The 20,029-nt window shown below is 65.5% G+C and carries 17 protein-coding genes; all 17 read left to right on the top strand.

Features of this window, described 5'->3' with window-relative positions:
• Window positions 1-40: 40 nt before the first annotated feature.
• The 17 genes from BSZ36_RS10710 (at window position 41) to BSZ36_RS10630 (ending at window position 19,921) form a co-directional block, all read left to right on the top strand.
• Entirely contained in the window at window positions 41-1,132 is a 1,092-nt protein-coding gene (locus tag BSZ36_RS10710; protein ID WP_094548763.1) for a GNAT family N-acetyltransferase, read from the top strand.
• Window positions 1,133-1,339: 207 nt separating this feature from the next.
• A complete protein-coding gene (locus BSZ36_RS10705) occupies window positions 1,340-2,461 on the top strand; it encodes a glycosyltransferase (protein ID WP_179271138.1) in 1,122 nt (373 codons plus the stop codon).
• A complete protein-coding gene (locus BSZ36_RS10700) occupies window positions 2,458-3,510 on the top strand; it encodes a GNAT family N-acetyltransferase (protein ID WP_094548759.1) in 1,053 nt (350 codons plus the stop codon). Before BSZ36_RS10705 ends, BSZ36_RS10700 begins: the two co-directional genes overlap by 4 nt.
• Before the next feature lie 15 nt (window positions 3,511-3,525).
• Entirely contained in the window at window positions 3,526-4,809 is a 1,284-nt protein-coding gene (locus BSZ36_RS10695; protein ID WP_094548757.1) for a hypothetical protein, read from the top strand.
• On the top strand, window positions 4,806-5,801 hold the full coding sequence (locus BSZ36_RS10690; RefSeq protein ID WP_094548755.1) for a polysaccharide deacetylase family protein: 996 nt from the start codon (window positions 4,806-4,808) through the stop codon (window positions 5,799-5,801). Before BSZ36_RS10695 ends, BSZ36_RS10690 begins: the two co-directional genes overlap by 4 nt.
• Before the next feature lie 4 nt (window positions 5,802-5,805).
• Window positions 5,806-7,776 carry an asparagine synthase (glutamine-hydrolyzing) gene (asnB, locus tag BSZ36_RS10685; protein ID WP_094548753.1) on the top strand — a complete coding sequence of 657 codons (1,971 nt, stop codon included), beginning with the start codon at window positions 5,806-5,808 and terminating at the stop codon, window positions 7,774-7,776.
• Window positions 7,777-7,912: 136 nt separating this feature from the next.
• Window positions 7,913-9,685: an N-acetylneuraminate synthase family protein gene (locus tag BSZ36_RS10680; RefSeq protein ID WP_281253167.1), complete on the top strand. Its 1,773-nt coding sequence runs from the start codon at window positions 7,913-7,915 to the stop codon at window positions 9,683-9,685.
• Entirely contained in the window at window positions 9,682-10,365 is a 684-nt protein-coding gene (locus tag BSZ36_RS10675) for an HAD family hydrolase (protein WP_094548749.1), read from the top strand. The genes BSZ36_RS10680 and BSZ36_RS10675 overlap by 4 nt, the downstream gene beginning before the upstream one ends.
• Before the next feature lie 2 nt (window positions 10,366-10,367).
• Complete coding sequence (locus tag BSZ36_RS10670; RefSeq protein ID WP_094548748.1) at window positions 10,368-11,894, top strand: capsular polysaccharide export protein, LipB/KpsS family; 1,527 nt, start codon at window positions 10,368-10,370, stop codon at window positions 11,892-11,894.
• 3 nt (window positions 11,895-11,897) lie between these two features.
• Entirely contained in the window at window positions 11,898-13,085 is a 1,188-nt protein-coding gene (locus tag BSZ36_RS10665) for a glycosyltransferase family 4 protein (protein ID WP_094548746.1), read from the top strand.
• Between the two features lie 71 nt (window positions 13,086-13,156).
• Complete coding sequence (locus BSZ36_RS10660; RefSeq protein WP_094548744.1) at window positions 13,157-14,506, top strand: DUF4910 domain-containing protein; 1,350 nt, start codon at window positions 13,157-13,159, stop codon at window positions 14,504-14,506.
• Window positions 14,503-15,177 (top strand): class I SAM-dependent methyltransferase, encoded by a 675-nt coding sequence (locus BSZ36_RS10655; RefSeq protein WP_094548742.1) that lies wholly within the window; start codon window positions 14,503-14,505, stop codon window positions 15,175-15,177. Before BSZ36_RS10660 ends, BSZ36_RS10655 begins: the two co-directional genes overlap by 4 nt.
• Before the next feature lie 112 nt (window positions 15,178-15,289).
• Window positions 15,290-16,237, top strand: a complete 948-nt coding sequence (locus tag BSZ36_RS10650) for a hypothetical protein (RefSeq protein ID WP_143536851.1) — start codon at window positions 15,290-15,292, stop codon at window positions 16,235-16,237.
• Window positions 16,234-17,403, top strand: a complete 1,170-nt coding sequence (locus BSZ36_RS10645) for a glycosyltransferase family 4 protein (RefSeq protein WP_094548738.1) — start codon at window positions 16,234-16,236, stop codon at window positions 17,401-17,403. The genes BSZ36_RS10650 and BSZ36_RS10645 overlap by 4 nt, the downstream gene beginning before the upstream one ends.
• 75 nt (window positions 17,404-17,478) lie before the next feature.
• Entirely contained in the window at window positions 17,479-18,156 is a 678-nt protein-coding gene (locus tag BSZ36_RS10640) for a sugar transferase (RefSeq protein WP_143536850.1), read from the top strand.
• Window positions 18,153-18,758, top strand: coding sequence for a NeuD/PglB/VioB family sugar acetyltransferase (locus BSZ36_RS10635; RefSeq protein WP_094548736.1), 606 nt, complete (start codon window positions 18,153-18,155; stop codon window positions 18,756-18,758). Before BSZ36_RS10640 ends, BSZ36_RS10635 begins: the two co-directional genes overlap by 4 nt.
• Before the next feature lie 20 nt (window positions 18,759-18,778).
• Entirely contained in the window at window positions 18,779-19,921 is a 1,143-nt protein-coding gene (locus tag BSZ36_RS10630) for a DegT/DnrJ/EryC1/StrS family aminotransferase (protein WP_143536849.1), read from the top strand.
• The last annotated feature ends 108 nt before the right edge of the window (window positions 19,922-20,029 follow it).

The following is a 20,029-nucleotide window of genomic DNA, read 5'->3' as shown; positions in this document are numbered from 1 at the left end:
AGCGCCCGCCCGCTCTCCCCCGAGACCCGGCGGCATCTCTATGCAGCCCCCCTCCGAAGCCGCCGTGCCGACGTTCCAGATCACTGAGGAAACCATCTCGCCAGCCTTCACCGACGAGTGGGAGGCGCTGGTGTATAACGTGGGGGGCTCGTTCTTCCAAAGCCCGCAGTGGGTACGCGCGTGGCAGAAGGCGTACGCGCCAGAGGCGCCCCTTCTCGCCCTGACGGCGCGCGACGCCGACGGCGCACTGGTAGGGACGTTCGTCCTCGCCGAACTCACGCGGGCCGTCCACCGCTACGCACCGCTCCCCCTCGCCTACCTGGGCGTCGCGGGCTCGGGCGCGGGCTCGGCCGATCGGCTGGGGCCTCTGGCGGAGTCCGAGGACCTCGCACGCGCGCTGTTCCACGCCGCGCTCGGCGCGCGCCCTGGCCGCTCGGTCTTGCTGGAATCACTGGGGCCGCTCGCCCCGCCAGAGGTCGAGGGCGCGCTGACGAAGACCGCGACCTGCCCCGTGGCGGACCTCTCGGATGTTGAGGCCGTAAAGGCGCTCTGGAGCCGGAAAACGCGGAAGAACAACCGGCGCCACCGCCGCAAGGCCGAGGACGCCGGCCTGAGCCTCCGGTGGTACGAACCCGGGGAGGCCACGGCCGACGTGCTGAAAGGGATCGGTGCGCTCCACATCGCGAGGCAGCAAACCCTCGGGCGCTCCGGCCTCTTCGACGAGCAGCGGCTCCGCGTGCTCCAAGCGATCGGCGAGGGGCGGTACCGCGACAGCGACGGACTCTGGGTCTCAACGCTCACCGATGCCAGCGGGGTGATCCGCGCTGGGCTTATGGGCTTCCAGTACGCGGGAGGGTTCTACGAGTACAAGACGGGGTGGGACCCTGATTACTACGAGGTGTCCCCAGGTAAAGTCCTCAAAACAAACTCAATTGAGCGAGCCATAGATGGCGGGCTGAGCCGCTACGAGTTCCTTCGCGGGACAGAGTCCTACAAGTTCCGCCTCGGCGGCGAGAACCGCCCCGATACGACTGTGCTCGTCCCGCGGGGCGCCGCAGGACGGCTGCTCGCCATCCGAGAGCGCTTCGGCGCGGAGGCCACTGAGCACGCCGACGAGGAGTCGTCCGATTAAGTCGGGAGGGGGGGCATACCGGGCGCGTCACATCGATGAAGAGGGGGCTGCTTATGCTGCGCTCCGGAGGCGCGAGCAAACGACCGCCGCGCGTCGCCGCACGGTCCTCTGGCGAACGGTATGCGAAGACTGAGAGCGCCGCCTCGAACCCGCACCCCCGGGCTGTACACTCCCTTTCACCCCGCTTCTCCCGTCCCGCGCCGCGCTGTGAGCATCCGCGTTCTCCATCTGATTAAGAGCCTCGGCAGGGGCGGGGCCGAGGTACTGCTAGAGGAAGGGCTCGCCAAGGCAGATCGCGAGCGGTTCGAGTACAGTTACGGGTACTTTCTCCCGTGGAAAGACGCTGGCGAAAAGCCCCTGCGCGACCTCGGCGCTGGGGTGAGGTGCTTCAACGCTGGGGGGACGGCGCGGACGCTGCTCTCGGCGCGGAGGGTCGCCGCATACCTCCGCACGAACGGCATCGACCTCGTGCACGCTCACCTGCCCATCTCTGGAGTCGTCGCGCGGGTGGCGGGCCGCATGGCGGGCGTCCCCGTGGTGTACACCGAGCACAACGTGATGGAGCGGTACCACCCCGTCACGCGACGCTTGAACCTCGCGACGTGGGGGTGGCAGAACGTTGCCATCGCGGTGTCGGGCGACGTAGCCGAGTCCATCGAGTCCCACGCCGGTGCTAAGGTCCCCGTCCATACCGTGCTGAACGGCGTGAACGTGTCCACATTCGACCCCGAGGCGTACTCGGGGGACGCGGTGCGGGCCGAGTACGGCATCGCGCCAGAGGCCCCCGTCGTGGGCACCGTCGCGGTCTTCCGCCCGCAGAAGAGGCTGGACCACTGGCTGGACGTCGCGCAGAAGGTGGCGCACCGGGTCCCAGAGACGCGGTTTGTTGTGATCGGGGACGGACCCCTGCGCGCCGAACTGGAAGCGGGCGTGGAGGCGCGTGGGTTGGGCGAGTCGGTCTTACTCGTCGGGTTCCAAGAGAAAGTGCGCCCGTTCCTCGCCGCGATGGACGCGTACCTCATGACCTCGGAGTTCGAGGGGCTCCCAATCGCGCTCTTGGAGGCGATGGCGATGGCCCTCCCGCCCGTCGTGACGGGTGTCGGCGGGATCCCGGAGCTGGTCGCCGACGGGGAGAACGGGGCTGTCCGGCGGTTTGGCGACACTACGGGCCTCGCCGACGCGCTCGTCCCGTTCCTGACAGAGCCGGCACGCCGACGCCGGACCGCGCTCGCGGCGCGCCGCACGGTGGTGGAGGGGTTCAGCATGGGCGGGATGCAGGGCGAGCTGGAATCGATCTATACCCGCGTGCTCGGCGCGCCAGAGGCATGAGCGCAACGGGACCACACGCCGCGGGCACGCCCGAAGCGGACGGCCTCACGATCCGGCGAGCGACGCCAGAGGACGAGGGGGCGATTATTCAACTCATCCGTGAGAGCATGGGGCCAGACGACGCCGTGGAATGGTCGGCGGAGTTTTGGCGTTGGAAGCACGAGCGCAACCCGTTCGGCACATCGCCTGTCCTCGTCGCCGAGGACGCCGGGCGACTCGTTGGGCTCCGGACATTTATGAGGTGGATGTGGACATGCGAGGGGCGACCGGTTCCAGCCGTCCGCGCCGTCGACACGGCGACACATCCCGACTACCGGGGGCGTGGGATCTTCCGTCGCCTCACCGTCCGTCTCCGCGATGAAATGGGCGAAGAGGGCGTCGCGATGGTGTTCAACACTCCAAACGATAAAAGCCGTCCGGGATACCTCAAGATGGGTTGGGAAGTCGTCGGGAACCCTACCGTCTGGGTCCGGCCCGTCCGACCCCTTCGCGCGGCGAGGGGATTGTTGAGCGGCGACGGTTCGCCTCTGGCGCCCACCGTGCGCGCTGAGGCGGCGGTAACAGCGCTCGATTCTCCCGGTGTGGCGTCCATCGTAGACGCCGCAGGGGCGGGCGGGGTAGGGCGGTACCACACCGCTCCTACTCTCGACTACCTCCGATGGCGCTACGGCGCCATTCCGGGGTCCGACTACCACGTCGCAGTGCGCGGGGACGGCAGCGGCGGCGCGTTGCTCGTCGTGAAGACCCGCCTCCGCGGGCGGATCCGCGAACTCCGCGTGTGCGACGTGGTGGCAAACGAATCGGCGGAATCGCGCCGAAACGCGCGGGTGCTGCTCCGCCGAGCGGGCCGCTTGGCGCACGTGGACGCGGTGATCGTGATGCCGACGCCAGAGGCCCGCTGGAGCGACCTCGCGCGAGCGGGGTACGTCCCTGTGCCCCGGTCCGGACCCACGCTCACCGTCTACCCCCTGGACCTTGCACCCGGGGTTCCGCGCCCTACTCTTCTGAACAATTGGAGCTCGTCCATCGGCGCCTTCGAACTCTTCTAGCCCGTTAAGTCAGACATGCGAGAGATAAACCTAGAGCTGATCCCACTCTACGACAGTCCCCTGGGCGTCGTGGCGATGCTGATGGTCTACTTGTTTATCGCCTTCGGGGTCTCGACGTCCCGACTCCGGCCAGCGCTGAAGTGGTTGCTTTGGGGAGGGCTCGCCGCGCGCGTTGTGGGCGTGCTGCTGCGCGATGGGATTAAGGCGGACGCTATCCGGTACTACAAGCTCGCGGGGTCGCACGCGTTGCACTTCGCTCAGTTCGACTTCTCTCCGTTCTGGGATAGCACCCAGTGGTGGGGCGGGAGGGACTGGATGGGGTCGAACATCATTCCGTACCCGGCTGGGTTCATTATGGTGTTCCTCGGGCAGAACATCATGGCTGTGTTCTTCGCATACGCGCTGATTGCGTTCGTGGGGCTTCTGTGTTACGTCCGCGCGTTTGAGAACAGCCTGCCCCGAGCGTCCTCGACGGGATACATGGCGTGGATTTGCCTATTCCCATCGCTGTGGTTCTGGCCGTCCAGTATCGGCAAGGAGGCGCTGATGACGTTTGGACTCGGGGTAGCGACGCTGGCGTACCTCCGGTACGACGGGCGCACACGTTGGGCGCTCCTTGTGGCGGGGCTCAGCGTAGTCTTCGTCATCCGGCCGCAGGTGGTAGCCGTGTTTGCGATGGCTATGGTGCTCTCCACATTTCTGGATTTCAAGCGGTGGACGCCTCTCCGCATCTTGCAAGGGGCGGCACTTCTGGGGATCGGATTTGCGATGATGTGGTACTCCTTGAGATTCGCTGTGGAGATGGATGGCGTAGGGACTGTCGAGGACTACGTGGCGACAAACGCCAATAACTCCACTCAGGGTGGTAGCGAGGTTGGCGCTGCATCAATGAGTCCTGTTGGTGTTTTTGTGTCCATCTTGAACGTCCTATTCCGTCCTTTCCTATGGGAGGCTCACAACGTGACGGCTGCTTTCGCCGCGATAGAAGTGTCGATGATGTGGGGGATCATCTTCGTGAGGAGGCGTCAAATCGCAGCCATGTTCAGAGTGTGGCGGAACCACCTCGCCCTCCGCTTCGCCATCCCCTTTACGGCGCTTTACGTGATCGCGCTGGGGATGAACCTCGGCAACCTGGGGATCATCGCGAGGCAACGGGTCCTTGTCTTCCCCCTGTTCTTCCTCATCGTAGAGGCTGGTACGATGGCGGTGGCCGCAGAGACGAGGAGGCGTAGTGCGATTCCCCCCGCACCACCGCGCTTCCCGATGCGGGGGGCCGGGACCCGTCCGGTGCCGACGTGAGCGACCTCCAACCGACGGTGGCCTCTGGTGCCTTCGTGCTCTCGGTCGACTTCGAACTGCACTGGGGCGTGCGCGACCACACGCCGCCAGAGGCTCCGTACGCCCAGGCGCTGCGCGCCGCGCGCGGCGTGGTGACGGAGACGCTGCGGAGGTTCGAGACCCGGGGCGTGGCCTGCACGTGGGCGACGGTCGGGTTCCTCTTTGCGCGGACGCGGGACGAGCAGGAGGCGCTCTCGCCCGCGTCCCGCCCCGCGTACGCGGACGCGGCGCTGGACCCTTATGCCGAGCCCGTGGGGAGCGGCGAGAGCGAGGACCCGCTCCACTTCGCCGCGAGCCTCGTCGACGAGATCCGCGCGGCGCCCCGCCAGGAGCTCGCCACGCACACGTTCTCGCACTACTACTGCGGCGAGCCCGGCGCCACGCCCGAGACCTTCCGGGCCGACCTCCGCGCCGCCCAGAAGGCCTCTGGCGAGCCCGTGCGCTCAATCGTCTTCCCGAGGAACCAGAGCGGCGATGCCTTTCTAGCCGTTCTTCCGGATGTTGGAATTGACGTCTACCGCGGTAACCCCGAAGGTAGACTCTGGCGCGCCGAGGACGGTGCGATGGGGCGGCAACTCCCGCGCCGACTCGCGCGGCTAGCCGACTCGTACCTCCCGGTCCGGGACGACGTCGTGCGGTGGGACAGCGTCCTCCGGCCGGACGGGCTAGCCGACGTGCGGGCTAGCCAGTTCCTCCGCCCCGTCTCCCCGCGACTCGCGCCCCTGCGCCCGCTGCACCTCCGGCGTCTCCGGCAAGGGATGACGGCGGCGGCACGCCGGAAGCAGGTGTACCACCTGTGGTGGCACCCCCACAACTTTGGGACCTATCCCGAGGAGAGCTTACGGGACCTCGACGCGCTGCTCGACCACTTCGAACGACTTCGCGACCGCTACGGGTTCGCCTCGCTGACCATGGCCGAGGTCGCAGACGCGGCGCGACGCCGCAACCCCTAACGACATGTGTGGACTCGCCGGATGTTTCGCCCCCGCCACGAGCGCGGCCCAGCGCCAGGCCGAGGTCGCGCGCATGAACGCGTGTATCGTGCACCGCGGCCCCGACGCCTCTGGCGTATGGGCGGAGGAGACGGGCCGGGTGGCGCTGGGGCACCGCCGGCTCTCCATCCTGGACCTCTCAGAGGCTGGCGCGCAGCCGATGCGCTCTGCTAGCGGCCGGTTCGTCGTCGCGTTCAACGGGGAGGTCTATAACCACCTCGACCTCCGCGCCGACATAGACGGCGTGGAGTGGCGGGGACACTCCGATACGGAAACGTTGGCGGCGGGCTTCGAGGCGTGGGGCATCCGCGCAACGCTGGAGCGCGCGGTGGGAATGTTCGCGCTCGCGATCTGGGACCGTGAGCACGGAGAACTCGTTCTGGCACGAGATCGGCTCGGCATCAAGCCGCTGTACGTCGGGCGTCTGGAAGGAGGGGGGGTCGCGTTCGCGTCGGAGTTGGAGGCCGTAGCGCGGCACCCGGCGTTCCGCCGCGAGATCGACCGCGAGGCTGTGGCGCTCCTCCTGCGTTACGGGTGTATCCCCGCCCCTCATGCGGTGTACGAAGGGGCTCGGAAGCTCATGCCGGGCTCCATCGTGACGTACCAGGCGCCCCACTTGGATGCGGGCGAGGAGGAGGTGTACTGGTCCGGTGCCGCCGTCGCCGCGCGGGGCCAGGCGTCCCCATTCACCGGCTCGCCAGAGGCCGCGGTCGACGCGCTGGACGGCCTCTTGCGCGACGCCGTGGGCGCGCGGATGCTGGCCGATGTGCCGCTGGGGGCGTTCCTCTCTGGCGGCGTGGACTCCTCGACGGTGGTGGCGCTGATGCAGGCACAAAGCAGCCGGCCCGTCAAAACGTTCACAATTGGCAGCCACGACGCGCAGTACGACGAGGGCGAAGACGCCGCGGCCGTCGCCAAACACCTCGGCACGGATCACACATCGCTGGTAGTGAGCCCGGAAGACGCGCTGGCCGCGCTGCCGGCCTTGGCCGCAAGTCAGGACGAGCCGTTTGCGGACCCCTCCATGCTGCCGACGTTCCTCGTCTCCCAGCTCGCCCGCCGTAACGTGACAGTCGCGCTCTCGGGCGACGGCGGCGACGAGCTCTTCGCGGGCTACAACCGCCACCAGTGGACCGAGCGCGTGTGGCGCGCCATCCGCCCGGCCCCCCGCTGGGTGCGCGGCGCGGTCTCGCGCGGGATTGAGGCCGTATCGCCAGAGGCGTGGAACGACCTCTTCGAACGGTTCGCGCCCGTGCTCCCGCCGTCGCTCCGCCTCCGGATCCCCGGCTACAAGCTGCACAAGCTCGCCGGCGTACTCTCAGCGTCGTCCCCGCTGGACGTATTCGAGCGCTCCTCGGCGCAGTGGCAGGACGCGGCCCGCCTTGTGCGCGGCGCTGACGGGCTCGCGCCAGCGCATCCCAGCGAGCTTGCGGGACTACCCGACATCGCTTCTCAAACGATGCTCGTGGACCTCTTGCGCTATCTCCCCGACGTGATCCTAACCAAGGTGGATCGCGCAAGCATGGCCGTAAGCCTGGAGGCCCGGGTGCCGCTCTTGGACCATCGCGTGGTGGAACATGCGTGGAGCCTCCCTCTCGGCCTCAAGCTCCGCGACGGCACCACGAAATGGGCGCTTCGCCAGGTGCTCTACCGTTACGTGCCGCAGCCGTTAATCGACCGGCCGAAGTCCGGCTTCGACCTACCCCTTTACGACTGGCTGCGTGGCCCTCTCCGGGGCTGGGCCGAAGCGTTGCTCGATGAAAAGAGACTCCGAGAGGAGGGCATCTTCGAGCCCGAACCTATCCGCGAGGCCTGGGCACAGCATCTCGCCGGGACCCATTCGCTGGAGTACCCTCTCTGGACTGTCTTGATGTTTCAGTCATGGTTGGACGGGCGCCACACGCCAGCAATCGAGGCCGAACGCGCACAGGAGTAACGCCTCCGTCAGCGACGGAGGGTATTGCGGCATAAGGTTGCAATGGAATCTTCTATGGGAACGAGAAGGCGCGTTCGGCGCGCGGATTAGCTTGCATGGATGCTCCGCGCCCGTTTCCGTGGACAAACCCATTGGAATGACAGAGTCCATCCGTTCCCATCCTACATGCCACGCAATCATCCAGGCCCGGATGGGAAGCCAGCGGCTGCGCGGTAAATCGTTGATGCCTCTGGCGGGAGCGCCGTTGCTTTCACGGGTGCTGGACCGGGTTGGCGCGATGGACTTCGTTGATACGATCACCGTCGCAACATCCAACGAAGCGGCAGATGATCCCATCGCGGCTGTATGCGCGGCGCGAGGCGTCGCCTGCGCCAGAGGCCCCGAACGCGATGTGCTCGCACGTTTCGTGCTGGCAGCGCAAGAACTCGCGGACACCGATGCGGTCCTGCGCTTCACCGCCGATAACCCACTGTACGACGCTGATCGGACTCGGCAGCTTGTCCATGCCTATGCCTCTGGCGAGTATGGCTACGCTGGGATCAAGGGGCTCTCGCCTCACGTGCCGGAAATTGTACGCGTGAGCGCGTTGCGAGAAGCACACGCTGAAACAGAAAGCGCGTACGACCGCGAGCACGTCACCCCATTTGTGATTGCGCGGCCGGATCGGTTCAGCGCGCTGATCCTGCCTGAGGACGCGTTCGGCTTGCGCCCAGGCCTATCGCGCCAACTCACGTTGGATACGGCCGAAGACCTCTCGCGCATCGAAGCGCTCTTGCGCGACGTTGAGGCCTCTGGCGATCCCGCGACGGTTGAAGCATGCTATGCGTGGTTAGAGAAGCGCGAGGCGCCAGAGGAGGTTGTACGTCTGGCCGGCCACAAGGTGGGGAAGGGGCAGGCGTCCTTCATCGTGGCGGAGATCGGACAGAACCATAACGGCGACCTAGAAACCGCGCTCGAACTCGTGGAGATGGCCGCGCGCTGCCGCGCGAGCGCGGTCAAGCTCACCAAGCGTGACATCGCGAGCGATCTCAGTCGCGAGATGTACGACCGACCGTATGAGGGTCCGCAGTCGTTTGGCGCTACCTACGGTGAGCACCGCGAGGCGCTCGAACTGACCGAAGACGAGCACCGCGTCATTCGCGATCACGCCCACGCCAGAGGCCTCGTGTGGTTCTGCACGGCTTGCGACATCCCTTCAGTGGAGATGATGGAGCGGCTAGGCAACCCCGTGTACAAAGTCGCCTCGCGCGATCTCGACAATGAGCCGCTTCTAGCGCGTATCGCGCAGACCGGCAAGCCGGTCATCCTCTCGACGGGAATGGCGGGTCTGGAGGACTTGCAGATCGCGCTCGATGCGCTGGGCGATGGGCCGGAGGCCATCATCGTGCTGCACTGCGTCTCGCAGTACCCTACGCCTATCGACAGCGTGAACCTGCGGGCGATGGACACCCTGCGGGAGGCCACAGGCCTGCTCATCGGGCTCTCAGATCATACCACGGGACTCGCCTCGTCCATTGCGGGCGCCGTCATGGGTGCCTGCGTGGTTGAAAAGCATGTCACCCTCTCGCGCGCCGCCAGAGGCACGGATCACGCAGGGGCATTGGAGGAAAGCGGGTTGCGCACCCTCGTCAAATACATCCGCGAGGCAGAGCGCGCGATGGGTGACGGCAACCCCGCAGCAGATCCCGCCACGGAGTCGGCGCGGCAGAAGCTCTCGCGCAGCCTGACGCTCAACCGGCCTCTGGCGACGGGAGCGGAGATCACTGAGGACGCACTGACACTCACCAGCCCGGGAACGGGCGTGCCATGGCGCCGCCGAGGTGAAGTGGTGGGCCGAAGGGTGGCGCGGGATTTGGAGTCGGGTACGCAGATCCGCTTTGCCGACCTGGAGCCCGACTCCTCTGCATGACTGTTGCTCCTCTTTCTGCTGTCCTCTTCGATGCCGGTGACGTGCTCTACGACGCCACAGCGTGGCGCCGTTGGCTTGCCGAGCGCTTGAGTGCCTCTGGCGTTGATATCACGTACCCCTTGCTCGTTGAGCGGTGGGAAGCACAGCTCGTAGACGTCTACACGGGCCGTGTCGGATACTGGGACCGCTTTCGGCGCCTGCTCTCCGATTTTGACATTCCCGACGCCGATCTCCCCAAATGGGAAGCAGCAGCCCGGGCGAAGGGATCGGAGGTGCAGGAAGTCCACCGCGCCTTCGACGGCACGCGTGAGATGCTGGAAGCGCTCCGCGCTAGAGGCCTTCGCCTCGGCGTGCTCAGCGACACGCAGCAGCCTGCCGAAGACGTCCGCCGAAAGCTGGATGGCTTCGGCTTGGATGGGCTCTTCGACGCAGTTGTGACCTCGATCGACATCGGTCACGTCAAGCCGGAGCGGGAGGCGTATCAAGAGGCGGCCAACGCCGTAGGCTCGCCTCTGGCGCAGTGCGCCTTTGTCGCGCACGATGTGGACGAGCTAGAGGGCGCGCAAGAGGCGGGGATGTGGGCCATCGCTTTCAACGCGGCTCCTGGTGTGCCGTGCGACGCCTGGGCGGAGTCGCTTACAGACCTCGTTGAGCTTGTCAACTCTCGCCTTCCCGCCTAGCGATGCGCGTCCTCATCCTCGCCGTCGCCGGCTACGACGAGCGTCTGGCACACAAGCTCGCAGAGGAAATACGCCGCCAGATGCCAGAGGCCCGCTTCGCGGGCATCACCACGCGGGAGCATAACCTCGCGTCGAGAACGTGCTACATGCGTTCGGTGGATCTGTTCGAATCCGTTACCACGCAGGCGCAGTTCCTCAACCAAGCCGCCGCTAGCGGCTTCGACTACGACAACGCGGTTCTCGCCAGGCTCGAAGCTGACTACGGCGATCCACGCCTGTGGCCCCTCGTGACCGCGGATCGGCGGATCTCGGTTGCGACCTCGCGTGACTTGGTCCGCTATGGCAAACCATTCACGCGCAGCGAGACGCTTTCTATTCTCCAGCACCGCTTTCTGGGCTTGGAGGCGCAGTTCGATGCCTTCCAGCCCGACCTGCTTCTCTTCGCTGGCGGCGACACGAGCCCCGGCGTCGGACCTGTGGCCGAACGCATTGCCAAGGCGCGCGGCATCCCGGTGATCGTTCCTCACCTCGCACGCTTGGGCGACCTCTACGTTCTCGCGGATACGGTCTACTCGCGCTTTGCAACTGTTGAGGAAACGTATCGCGAACTGCTCGCGACGCCAGAGGCCGAGGCGGGCCCAGAGGCGCTGGGCCTCTTGCGCGAGGCGGGGGATCACCTTGCTGGCCGTGTGCCGGCCTCACCGGATGAGATCGCGGCGCCATACGTAGACCAGACGCTGCCGCCGAGGGGGCCTCTGGCGCGCGCTGGCCTCTGGCGGGACGCCTTCGTGGACGGCGTAACAGGACGGACGCGCGGCGACCTCCAGGAAATTCCCCCGCTAAACCGGCTCCGTGACAGCTTCACGCGCCGCCTGCGTATCGCGGCACTCTCGGCCCGGTCCCCCTTCCGCGCGCCGGAGGCCAGCGCGCGCTACGCATTCTTCCCACTCCACTCCGAGCCGGAGATCGCCCTCCACCTCTACGCTCCTTACTGCGTGGACCAAGCGGCCGTCGTTCGCAACGTGGCGCAGTCGCTGCCGGTAGGCGTGGCGCTGTACGTTAAGGAGCACCCCGCAATGGCCTCTGCCGGGTGGCGGAGCCTGAGCTTTTATAACGAATTGGCACGAACACCTAATGTCTACCTTGTAGATGGAAACGCGCAGGAACTAGTAGCAAAGTCCGAAGCCGTAATCACCATAACGGGTACCCCAGGATGGGAAGCTGCCATCGCTGGGAAACCGGTACTGACGCTAGGCGAGGTGTTTTACAACGCGCTTTCCTCCCACGTGACCGCCCTGCGGTCGCCGCGGGACGTGGCGGTCGAGTATGAGCGCGCCATCGCTGCGCCACGCGACCATAAGTCGCTCGAACTCTACGTCGAAGCTATCACGAGGCATGGCATCTCTGTCCCAAGCGGCGCATTGTTTAACTTGGCTTCAGAACACACCATCGATCTGGGTACGCTCTCAGCTTACGTAAGCCAAGTATTAGACGATCTTCGTCGCCAGAAGTCCGTGCGTGAGAACTAAAGGATGACGATTCTCTATCTAAACCCTGCTCTCACAAACTTCGGGCCTGGCCCTGCGGTGCACGGCAACGCCCTCGTGGAACAACTCCGCGGAATCGGTGAGGACGTGGTGACGTATCCATCCGTACTTCGATCCTCAAGCGCTGTCTCAGGGGGCGTTCCTGCCGTCCTCCGGAAGGTAAAACGCAGCGTCGAGCAGTCCGTTGGACCTGTACTGCGGGTCCCCTACTCCATCCAGCGAGGCCTGCGAAGTGCCTCTGCAATGCAAAGCGTCGGCGCTGATGTCGTCCTGGCGAGGCACACTGCATACGACTTATCTCCGGCGTTGCTCGCGAGACGTCTGGGCAAGCCTCTCGTGCTGGAAGTGAACGCGCCGATCTACATCGAGCAGCGGCTGCTCGGCATCCGGGAGCGGCCTCTTCTCTACGCGATGGAGCGAGCGAGCTGGCGCGCGGCCGACTGCATCTATGCTGTCTCCAACGCGGTTCGCGACGCGATTATTGATGTGGGAATAAGTCCGGGGAAAATCGCAGTGATCTACAACGGCGCAACTCCCGACCCTATCGCTCCGATGCGGGGGGCTAAAGATGCTGGAGAGGAAATCGAGATCGTGTTTGTAGGGTCTCTGTACAAATGGCAGCATTTGGGAGACATGATCCGCGCCCTAGCAGAGAGCCGCGCCAGGGGCACACGTGTTCGACTCACGGTGGTGGGTACTGGAGACTACTTGGAGTCAGCTCGTCTGACGGCGGAGGAATACGGGGTTGCGGACTTTGTCACCTTTCTTGGTCGAGTTCCACACGATGAAGTCAGGGAGCAGTTGCGTGCTGCTGATATCGCAGTCGCTCCTTATCCCAAACTTGAGCACTTCTATTTTTTACCGCTCAAATTATTCGAATACATGGCAATGGCGCTTCCGGTTATTGCGTCAGATCAGGGTCAGGTTCAGTCTGTGCTGAGCGACGGGGAAACAGGTCTGCTTTATGCGCCTGGGGATGTAGGAGCTTTGAGCAAAGCCATCGACACGCTGGCTGTAGATCCTGACTTGCGCGCACGTCTCGGCGGAGCAGCACGCGCGCGGCTAGAATCTCGTTACACATGGCGCCACACGGCTGAGCATGTCCGCGACTTATGCGTTGAGGCTCGAGCCCTTCACGATGGGCGGCCTGTCCGCCTCATCCAGTCATCATAAGAAGTGTTGAGACCTTGCGAGCCCTTCCAAAAGTGACCTCTAGAGCATGCCCTAAGAATGATGGCCATGAAATGCACCAATGGGCGAAGGGCTTAGCGCAGACGTGGAGGAGCATTACCGGCCCCGGCGTACGCGAAACGTTGAGGTATATACAAGATCTTCTGCCTAACCTGAAGATTCGGGAGGTCGCGACGGGAGAGTCTGCCTTTGACTGGACGGTCCCCGATGAATGGACGCTGCGGGCGGCCTGGATTGAGAACGAGGCGGGCGAGCGAGTCATAGATGTCGCCAACCATCCACTTCATGTAGTGGGTTACTCCGTGCCCACGGACCAATGGCTGGACCGTGCGGAACTGGAGACGCACTTGCATTCGCTTCCAGACCAACTCGATGCGATTCCGTACGTCACGTCGTACTACGCGCCACGGTGGGGCTTTTGCCTCACGCACCGTCAGAGGCTCAAATTGCCTGAGGGCCGCTACCGCGCTGTGGTGGATTCCACACTCATGCCCGGGGTTCTCAACTACGGAGAGCTCCTGATTCCAGGCGAGACGGAGGAAGAAATCTTGCTGTCGACGTACATCTGCCATCCCGCGATGGCGAACAACGAACTCTCGGGGATCGTAGTGACGACGGCTCTAGCGCGCTACTTGGCCTCTGACGGGAGGCCGTTCGACGCCGCTGGCGTTGAGTCGGAAGGGGCGCCCCGGAGGAGGCGTTACTCCTACCGAATCGTGTTCGTGCCGGAGACGATCGGCTCCATCGTCTACATCAGCCGAAACCTCGATGCGTTGCGGGCGCGTGTGCGCGCAGGCTTTGTCCTCACATGCATCGGCGACGAACGCGCGTATTCCATGGTACCGACGCGGTGGGGGACTACTGCATCTGACCGGGTAGCGCGGCACGTGCTCCGGCACCACGCACCGGAGCACAACGAGTATTCGTTTCTGGACCGTGGCAGCGACGAGCGGCAGTACTGCAGTCCGGGTGTGGACCTTCCCGTCGCGTCCCTCATGCGCTCTAAGTACGGTACCTACCCGGAGTACCACACGTCGCTAGACGACTTAGACCTCGTGACGCCGAGAGGCCTCGCTGGCGGTTTCGCCATCGCTAAAGAATGCGTGGACGCTCTGGAAGCCGATCGAATTCCCGTCGCTACCACGCCGTGCGAGCCTCAGTTGGGCAAGCGTGGCTTGTATCCTACGCTCAGTACGCGTGATCGCTCGCTTCAACCACGCGCGCTCGTGGACCTGCTCGCATATGCCGACGGCCACAGCACGCTTCTAGAGATCGCCGATACCATTGGTGTTCCGATGCGGGAAGCTGTCCAACTATGCACGCGCCTCGAAGATGAGGGGCTCATCGACTCCTTTCCGACCGTCCCTGAGTTCCCACCACGCCTCCGCCGCCCAACCCTATGACCCACTCTCGCGTTTCAACTGTCGACTGGGAAGACGACATCTACGCCCAAGGGCAGCAACTCAACCATTGGCCGTTCTCAGACCTCGTGTCGGCGGTCTACGGGATCGCTGCTGGGCGGGATCCGAAGACGCTCCGCGTGCTTGAGGTCGGCGCTGGAGCGGGCAACAACGTGGTCTTTCTGGCAGAGGCTGGGTTCCAGACGACGGCCCAGGATATGTCCCCTTCCGCTATCGAGTACGCTCGCCAGAGGCTCAACGCGAAGGGTCTCACCGCGGACCTTCACGTGGGCGATTTGGTCAGTCTGCCCTTCGAGGACGAGGCGTTCGACATCGTGATCGACCGCGGGGCGTTTACGCAGAACAGCTTAGAGAACACGACAAAGGCCGCCGCCGAGGCGCACCGTGTGCTTACTCCTGGAGGGACTCTGTTGTGTTTTGATCTGATGAGCGCCGGCCACGCTGACAAGCGCTTCGGGACGGAGGTCTCCCACCACGCCTACGACCACTTCACCGATGGCGTTTTCCAGCGCGTCGGACTGACGCTGTTCGTGGACGAGGACGACATCGAGGAGATCTTCGCGCCGTTCCACACAGTGGATGCGGTGACGGTCAGCAAGCACCGCGGCGAGACGCCTCTGTGGGAAGCCTACACCATCACGGCCACCAAGTGATCTCCGCTCCTCGCCTCTGGCGCCAGAGGCTGACTTCCTGCCGCCAGAGGCCTCTGGCGCGCTCCCCCCTCGCACAGGCTGGTAGGTGACGAACGGATATTCCTTGGCTCCTGTGGAAGACGACGGCGCGTGGGACGCGCTCGTTCGTGAGTCCCCTCAGGGCTCCCTTTTCGCGACATCGCTGTTTCTCCGCACACTGCCTGATGGGTTTGAGCGCCGGTGGGTGCTTAAGGGTGAGGAGCAAGTCGCAGGTTTGTACTTCGATGCGGGAGCGGCACCACGAGCGGCGGGCCAACGCGCGCTGATTTACAGCGGCGTGTTATTCAGCGCGGCGGTCTCCATTAATACACCCTCAAATCGGTCGCGTCGGTTTCACATTACCGAAGTGCTCATTGCGTGGCTGGAGCGGGACTACCGCTCAGTCGCCATTCGGCTCTCGCCTCACGTCGAGGACGTGCGGCCGTTTTCGTGGCACGCTTATCACTCGCGAGACCCCTTCGAGAAGTACACGCTTACACCGGAGTACACAAGCTACCTCGGTTTGGGCGAGTTCTCCTCTGGCGTGAGCGCGGCGGCAGTGACACGGATGGGGCAGTCGCGCCGGAACCTCTGGCGTCAAGGCCAGGCTCGAGGGCGCACGGAGGAGATGTCGCGGTTGGACCTCCTCACGCGCGGCTACTCAGAACTCATGGAGGCACAGGGGAAGCCGGTCACAGCCGCGACCACACGGGCACTCGTCGTCCAAATCAGCGCGTTAATTAGCGCTGGCGTAGGCGCGCAGTACGTTACCTACGACGGCAATCGGCCGGTCTACACCACCGTCTTCGGGTGGGACTCCAAGCGCGCGTACAGTCTCTATAGCGCACCTATTGGCGACAAACCAACGGCGTGGCAAGGGACTGTATGCTATCTCCATGCGTTCGAGCACCTCGCCGCCAGAGGCCTGTGCGAGGTAGACTTCGAAGGCGTGAATAGCCCCCAACGAGGCTGGTTCAAGCTCGGTTTCGGCGGCGATCTCCGGCAACTGTTTCTGGTCACCCGACCGCGTCGGCCCGAATGACCAAACCCCGCCTGCTCTACGTTGTCACGCACCCGATGACGGCGCGGCACCTTTTGCGCGGTCAACTCGCAGCAGCGCAAGCGCGCGGCTACGATGTCGCCGTCGCGACCTCGCCCGGCCCTGACCTCGACGCGGTGGCAGAGCGCGACGGTGTAACCGTCCTGCCCGTCCCGATGGCTCGCGAGATCGCACCTCTGGCGGACCTCCGCTCAGTCTGGGCGCTTGTGAAAACCATGCGTCGCTGGCGCCCGGACATCGTCAACGCCGGCACGCCGAAGGCCGGCCTGCTGGGGAGCCTCGCTGCGCGCCTCGCGCGCGTGCCCGTGAGGATCTACACGCTTCGCGGTCTGCGCCTGGAGACCACAGTCGGCAAGACCCGCACGATCCTGAGCACGACCGAACGGCTGGCCTCTGGCGCCGCACACCGCGTCGTCGCGGTCAGCCAGAGTCTTGCCGACCGGTACGTTGAATTGGGTCTCGCGCCCGCTTCCAAGGTGACCGTGCTCGGGCAGGGAGCGAGCAACGGCGTGGACGTGGACCGCTTCGCGAGTCCGGACCCCGAGGCGGTCGCGGCGCTACGCCAGAGGCTCGGCCTCTCCGAGGACACGCCGGTGATCGGCTTCGTGGGGCGCTTTACGCGCGACAAAGGCATCGCCGAACTCGTGGACGCGTTCGATGCCGTCTACCGGCAGGCGCCAGAGGCGCGTCTGCTCCTCGTGGGGGATTTCGAGGCAGGCGACCCCGTGCCTCTGGCGACGACCGAGCGGATCCGGCAAGACCCGGCCATCCTCACGCCCGGTTTCCTGCCAGACCCGGCGGCGGCGTACGCGCTTATGGACGTGCTCGCGTTTCCGTCGTATCGAGAGGGCTTTCCCAATGTGCCCATCGAAGCCGCAGCGGCAGGTCTCCCCGTTGTGGGCGCACGCGCCACGGGGACCGTGGACGCCGTCGTGGACGGCGAGACTGGTGCGCTCGTGCCCGTAGGGGAGACCGAGCCTCTGGCGGATGCGCTCGCGCGCTACGTGAACGATCCAGGCCTACGACAGAGGCAAGGGGGGGCTGGTCGCGCGCGGGTCCGCGCTCATTTCACCCACGAAGCCGTCTGGGCGTCCTTGTTTGCGGAGTACGAACGCCTCCTAGCTAAGACGGGGCGGCCGACGCCCTGACCGAATGGGTCTGGAGTTCCGCGTGAGCGCCCGGGCCTCTGGCGTACTCTGCCATTCCTCGCACCTCACCGACTCATGCGCCGCTCCATCTACGCCCGTTTCGGGAAGTCCATGCTGGACCGCACCGCCGCCGGCCTCGGGCTCGTGGTCCTGAGCCCGGTCCTCGCCGGGGTGGGCGTCCTGGTCCGGCAGAAGCTGGGCTCGCCGGTCCTCTTCCGGCAACAGCGACCTGGGCTCCACGGCAAACCGTTCGAGATGGTCAAGTTTCGCACGATGACCGACGCTAGAGGCCCTGACGGAACGCTCCTGCCCGACGCGGACCGTCTTACGCCGTTCGGCCAGTTCCTCCGCAGTACGAGCTTGGACGAGTTGCCCGAACTGTGGAACGTGGTCCGCGGCGAGATGAGTCTGGTGGGGCCGCGTCCGCTTCTCATGCGGTACATGGATCGCTACAGCCCTGAGCAACTCCGTCGCCACGACGTACGCCCCGGCGTGACCGGCCTCGCGCAGATCGGCGGGCGCAACGCGATCTCATGGGAGGAGAAGTTCGCGCTCGACGTGGAGTACGTCGAAAACGTCTCGCTCGCGCTTGACCTCAAGATCTTGCTCCAAACCGTTCTGCAGGTCGTCCGACGTGCCGATGTCTCGGCCGACGAGCACGTCACCATGCCCGAGTTCCTGGGCTCGGCGCACTCCGCGCCAGAGACCAACGGGCTTGCCCTCGCGCCGTCGCCTCTGGCGGCGAAGCGGTGAGCGTCCTCGTCGTTGGCGCGGGCGGCCACGCCAAAGTGGTCATCGCCACGCTACGGGCCTCTGGCGCTGAGATTGCAGGCATGCTTGACGATGCGCCAGAGGCCTCGCCTGTCCTCGGCGTTCCGGTGGTAGGGCGCACGGAGGTGCTTTCTTCCCACGCCGGTCAAGCCGTAATCGCGATCGGGAGCAACCGCGTCCGCCAGAGGATTGCCGGAGAGTACCCAAGCGTAGCGTGGGCTACAGTCGTGCACCCCGCGGCCGTAGTGCACGAGAGCGTCGCTCTCGGTCCCGGGACGGTCGTGTTCGCCGGCGCCGTGCTTCAGCCCGACACAGTCGTCGGTCGGCACGCCATTATCAACACCTCCGCGACAGTCGACCATGACGGCGACATCGGCGACTTCGTGCACGTCGCGCCGGGGTGCAACCTCTCGGGCGGCGTCACGCTGGGGGAGGGCGTCTTCCTCGGCGTCGGCGGCGCGGCGCTCCCGGGCGCCACCGTGGGCGCGTGGACGGTCGTCGGCGCCGGCGGAGTCGTCGTGCGCGATCTTCCCGCGAACGTAACAGCCGTAGGCATTCCCGCACGGCCTCTGGCGCGACCTTAGAGCGCCGTTACCTCCTAGATATGATCGATCTGCCGCGCATCTTCCTCTCGCCGCCCCACATGGGGACCGACGAGGCCGCCTTCGTCACCGAAGCGTTCGACACCAACTGGGTCGCGCCAGTCGGCCCGCACGTCGACGCCTTCGAGGCGGAGTTCGCGGAATACGTGGGCGCGAAGCACGCCGTCGCGCTTTCCTCCGGCACGGCCGCGTTGCACCTCGCCCTGCGCGATCACGGCATCGGACCAGGCGATAAGGTCCTCGTGAGCGACCTCACGTTCTGCGCCAGCGTCAACCCGATCCTCTACGAGGGCGGCACGCCCGTCTTCGTGGACAGCGAGCGCGAGTCGTGGAACGTGGACCCCAACCTCGTGGAGGACGCCTTCCGCGCGCGCGCCTCTGGCGGGAATCAGTTCAAAGCCTTCGTGCCCGTCCACCTCTACGGTCAGACCGTAGACATGGACCCGATCGTCTCGCTCTGCGAGCAGTACGGCGTCACGATCATCGAGGACGCCGCCGAGGCGCTGGGCGCGACTTATAAAGGGAAGTCGCCCGGCATCTTCGGCCGCGCGGGGATTTTCTCGTTCAACGGCAATAAGATCATCACCACCTCTGGCGGCGGGATGCTGGTCACGGACCGCTCCGAGACAGCCCAGCACGTCAAAAAGATGGCGACGCAGGCGCGCGATCAGGCCCCGCATTACGAGCACTCCGAGATCGGCTTCAACTACCGGCTCAGTAACCTCCTCGCGGGCGTCGGCCGGGGACAGCTCCGCGTGCTGGACGAGCGCGTGGACGCCCGCCGCGCCGTTTTCGACGCATACGTGGACGCCCTCGGCGATCTCCCCGGCGTGGAGTTCATGCCCGAAGCGCCCTGGGGACGCAACACCCGGTGGTTGACGTGCCTGACGCTCCAGCCTGACGCCTTTGGCGCCACGCCAGAGGAGGTGCGCCTCGCCCTCGAAGCCGTCAACGCCGAGGCGCGGCCCGTGTGGAAGCCGATGCACCTCCAGCCGATCTACAAGGACTACGAGTTCATCGGTGGAGACGTCTCTTCCGATCTCTTCGCCAGAGGCCTCTGCCTCCCGTCTGGTTCCTCGATGTCGCCGGCCGACATCGCGCGCGTCGTGGACACCGTCGCGAGCACGCACCACGCCATCGCGTAACGGACTCTGACCTGCGCGGGGAGCTAGGCCCGTATTACCCTGTGCGGGCCTCCCCGCTGCTTTCCGCCGACCGCACCGGCGCGCCTTACACCGACCCGTTCCTGACCC

The sequence above is a fragment of the Rubricoccus marinus genome (assembly GCF_002257665.1).
Taxonomy (GTDB): Bacteria; Bacteroidota; Rhodothermia; order Rhodothermales; family Rubricoccaceae; genus Rubricoccus; species Rubricoccus marinus.
The sequence above is the reverse complement of the archived record's forward strand: the minus strand, read 5'-3'. Positions and strand labels throughout refer to the sequence as shown.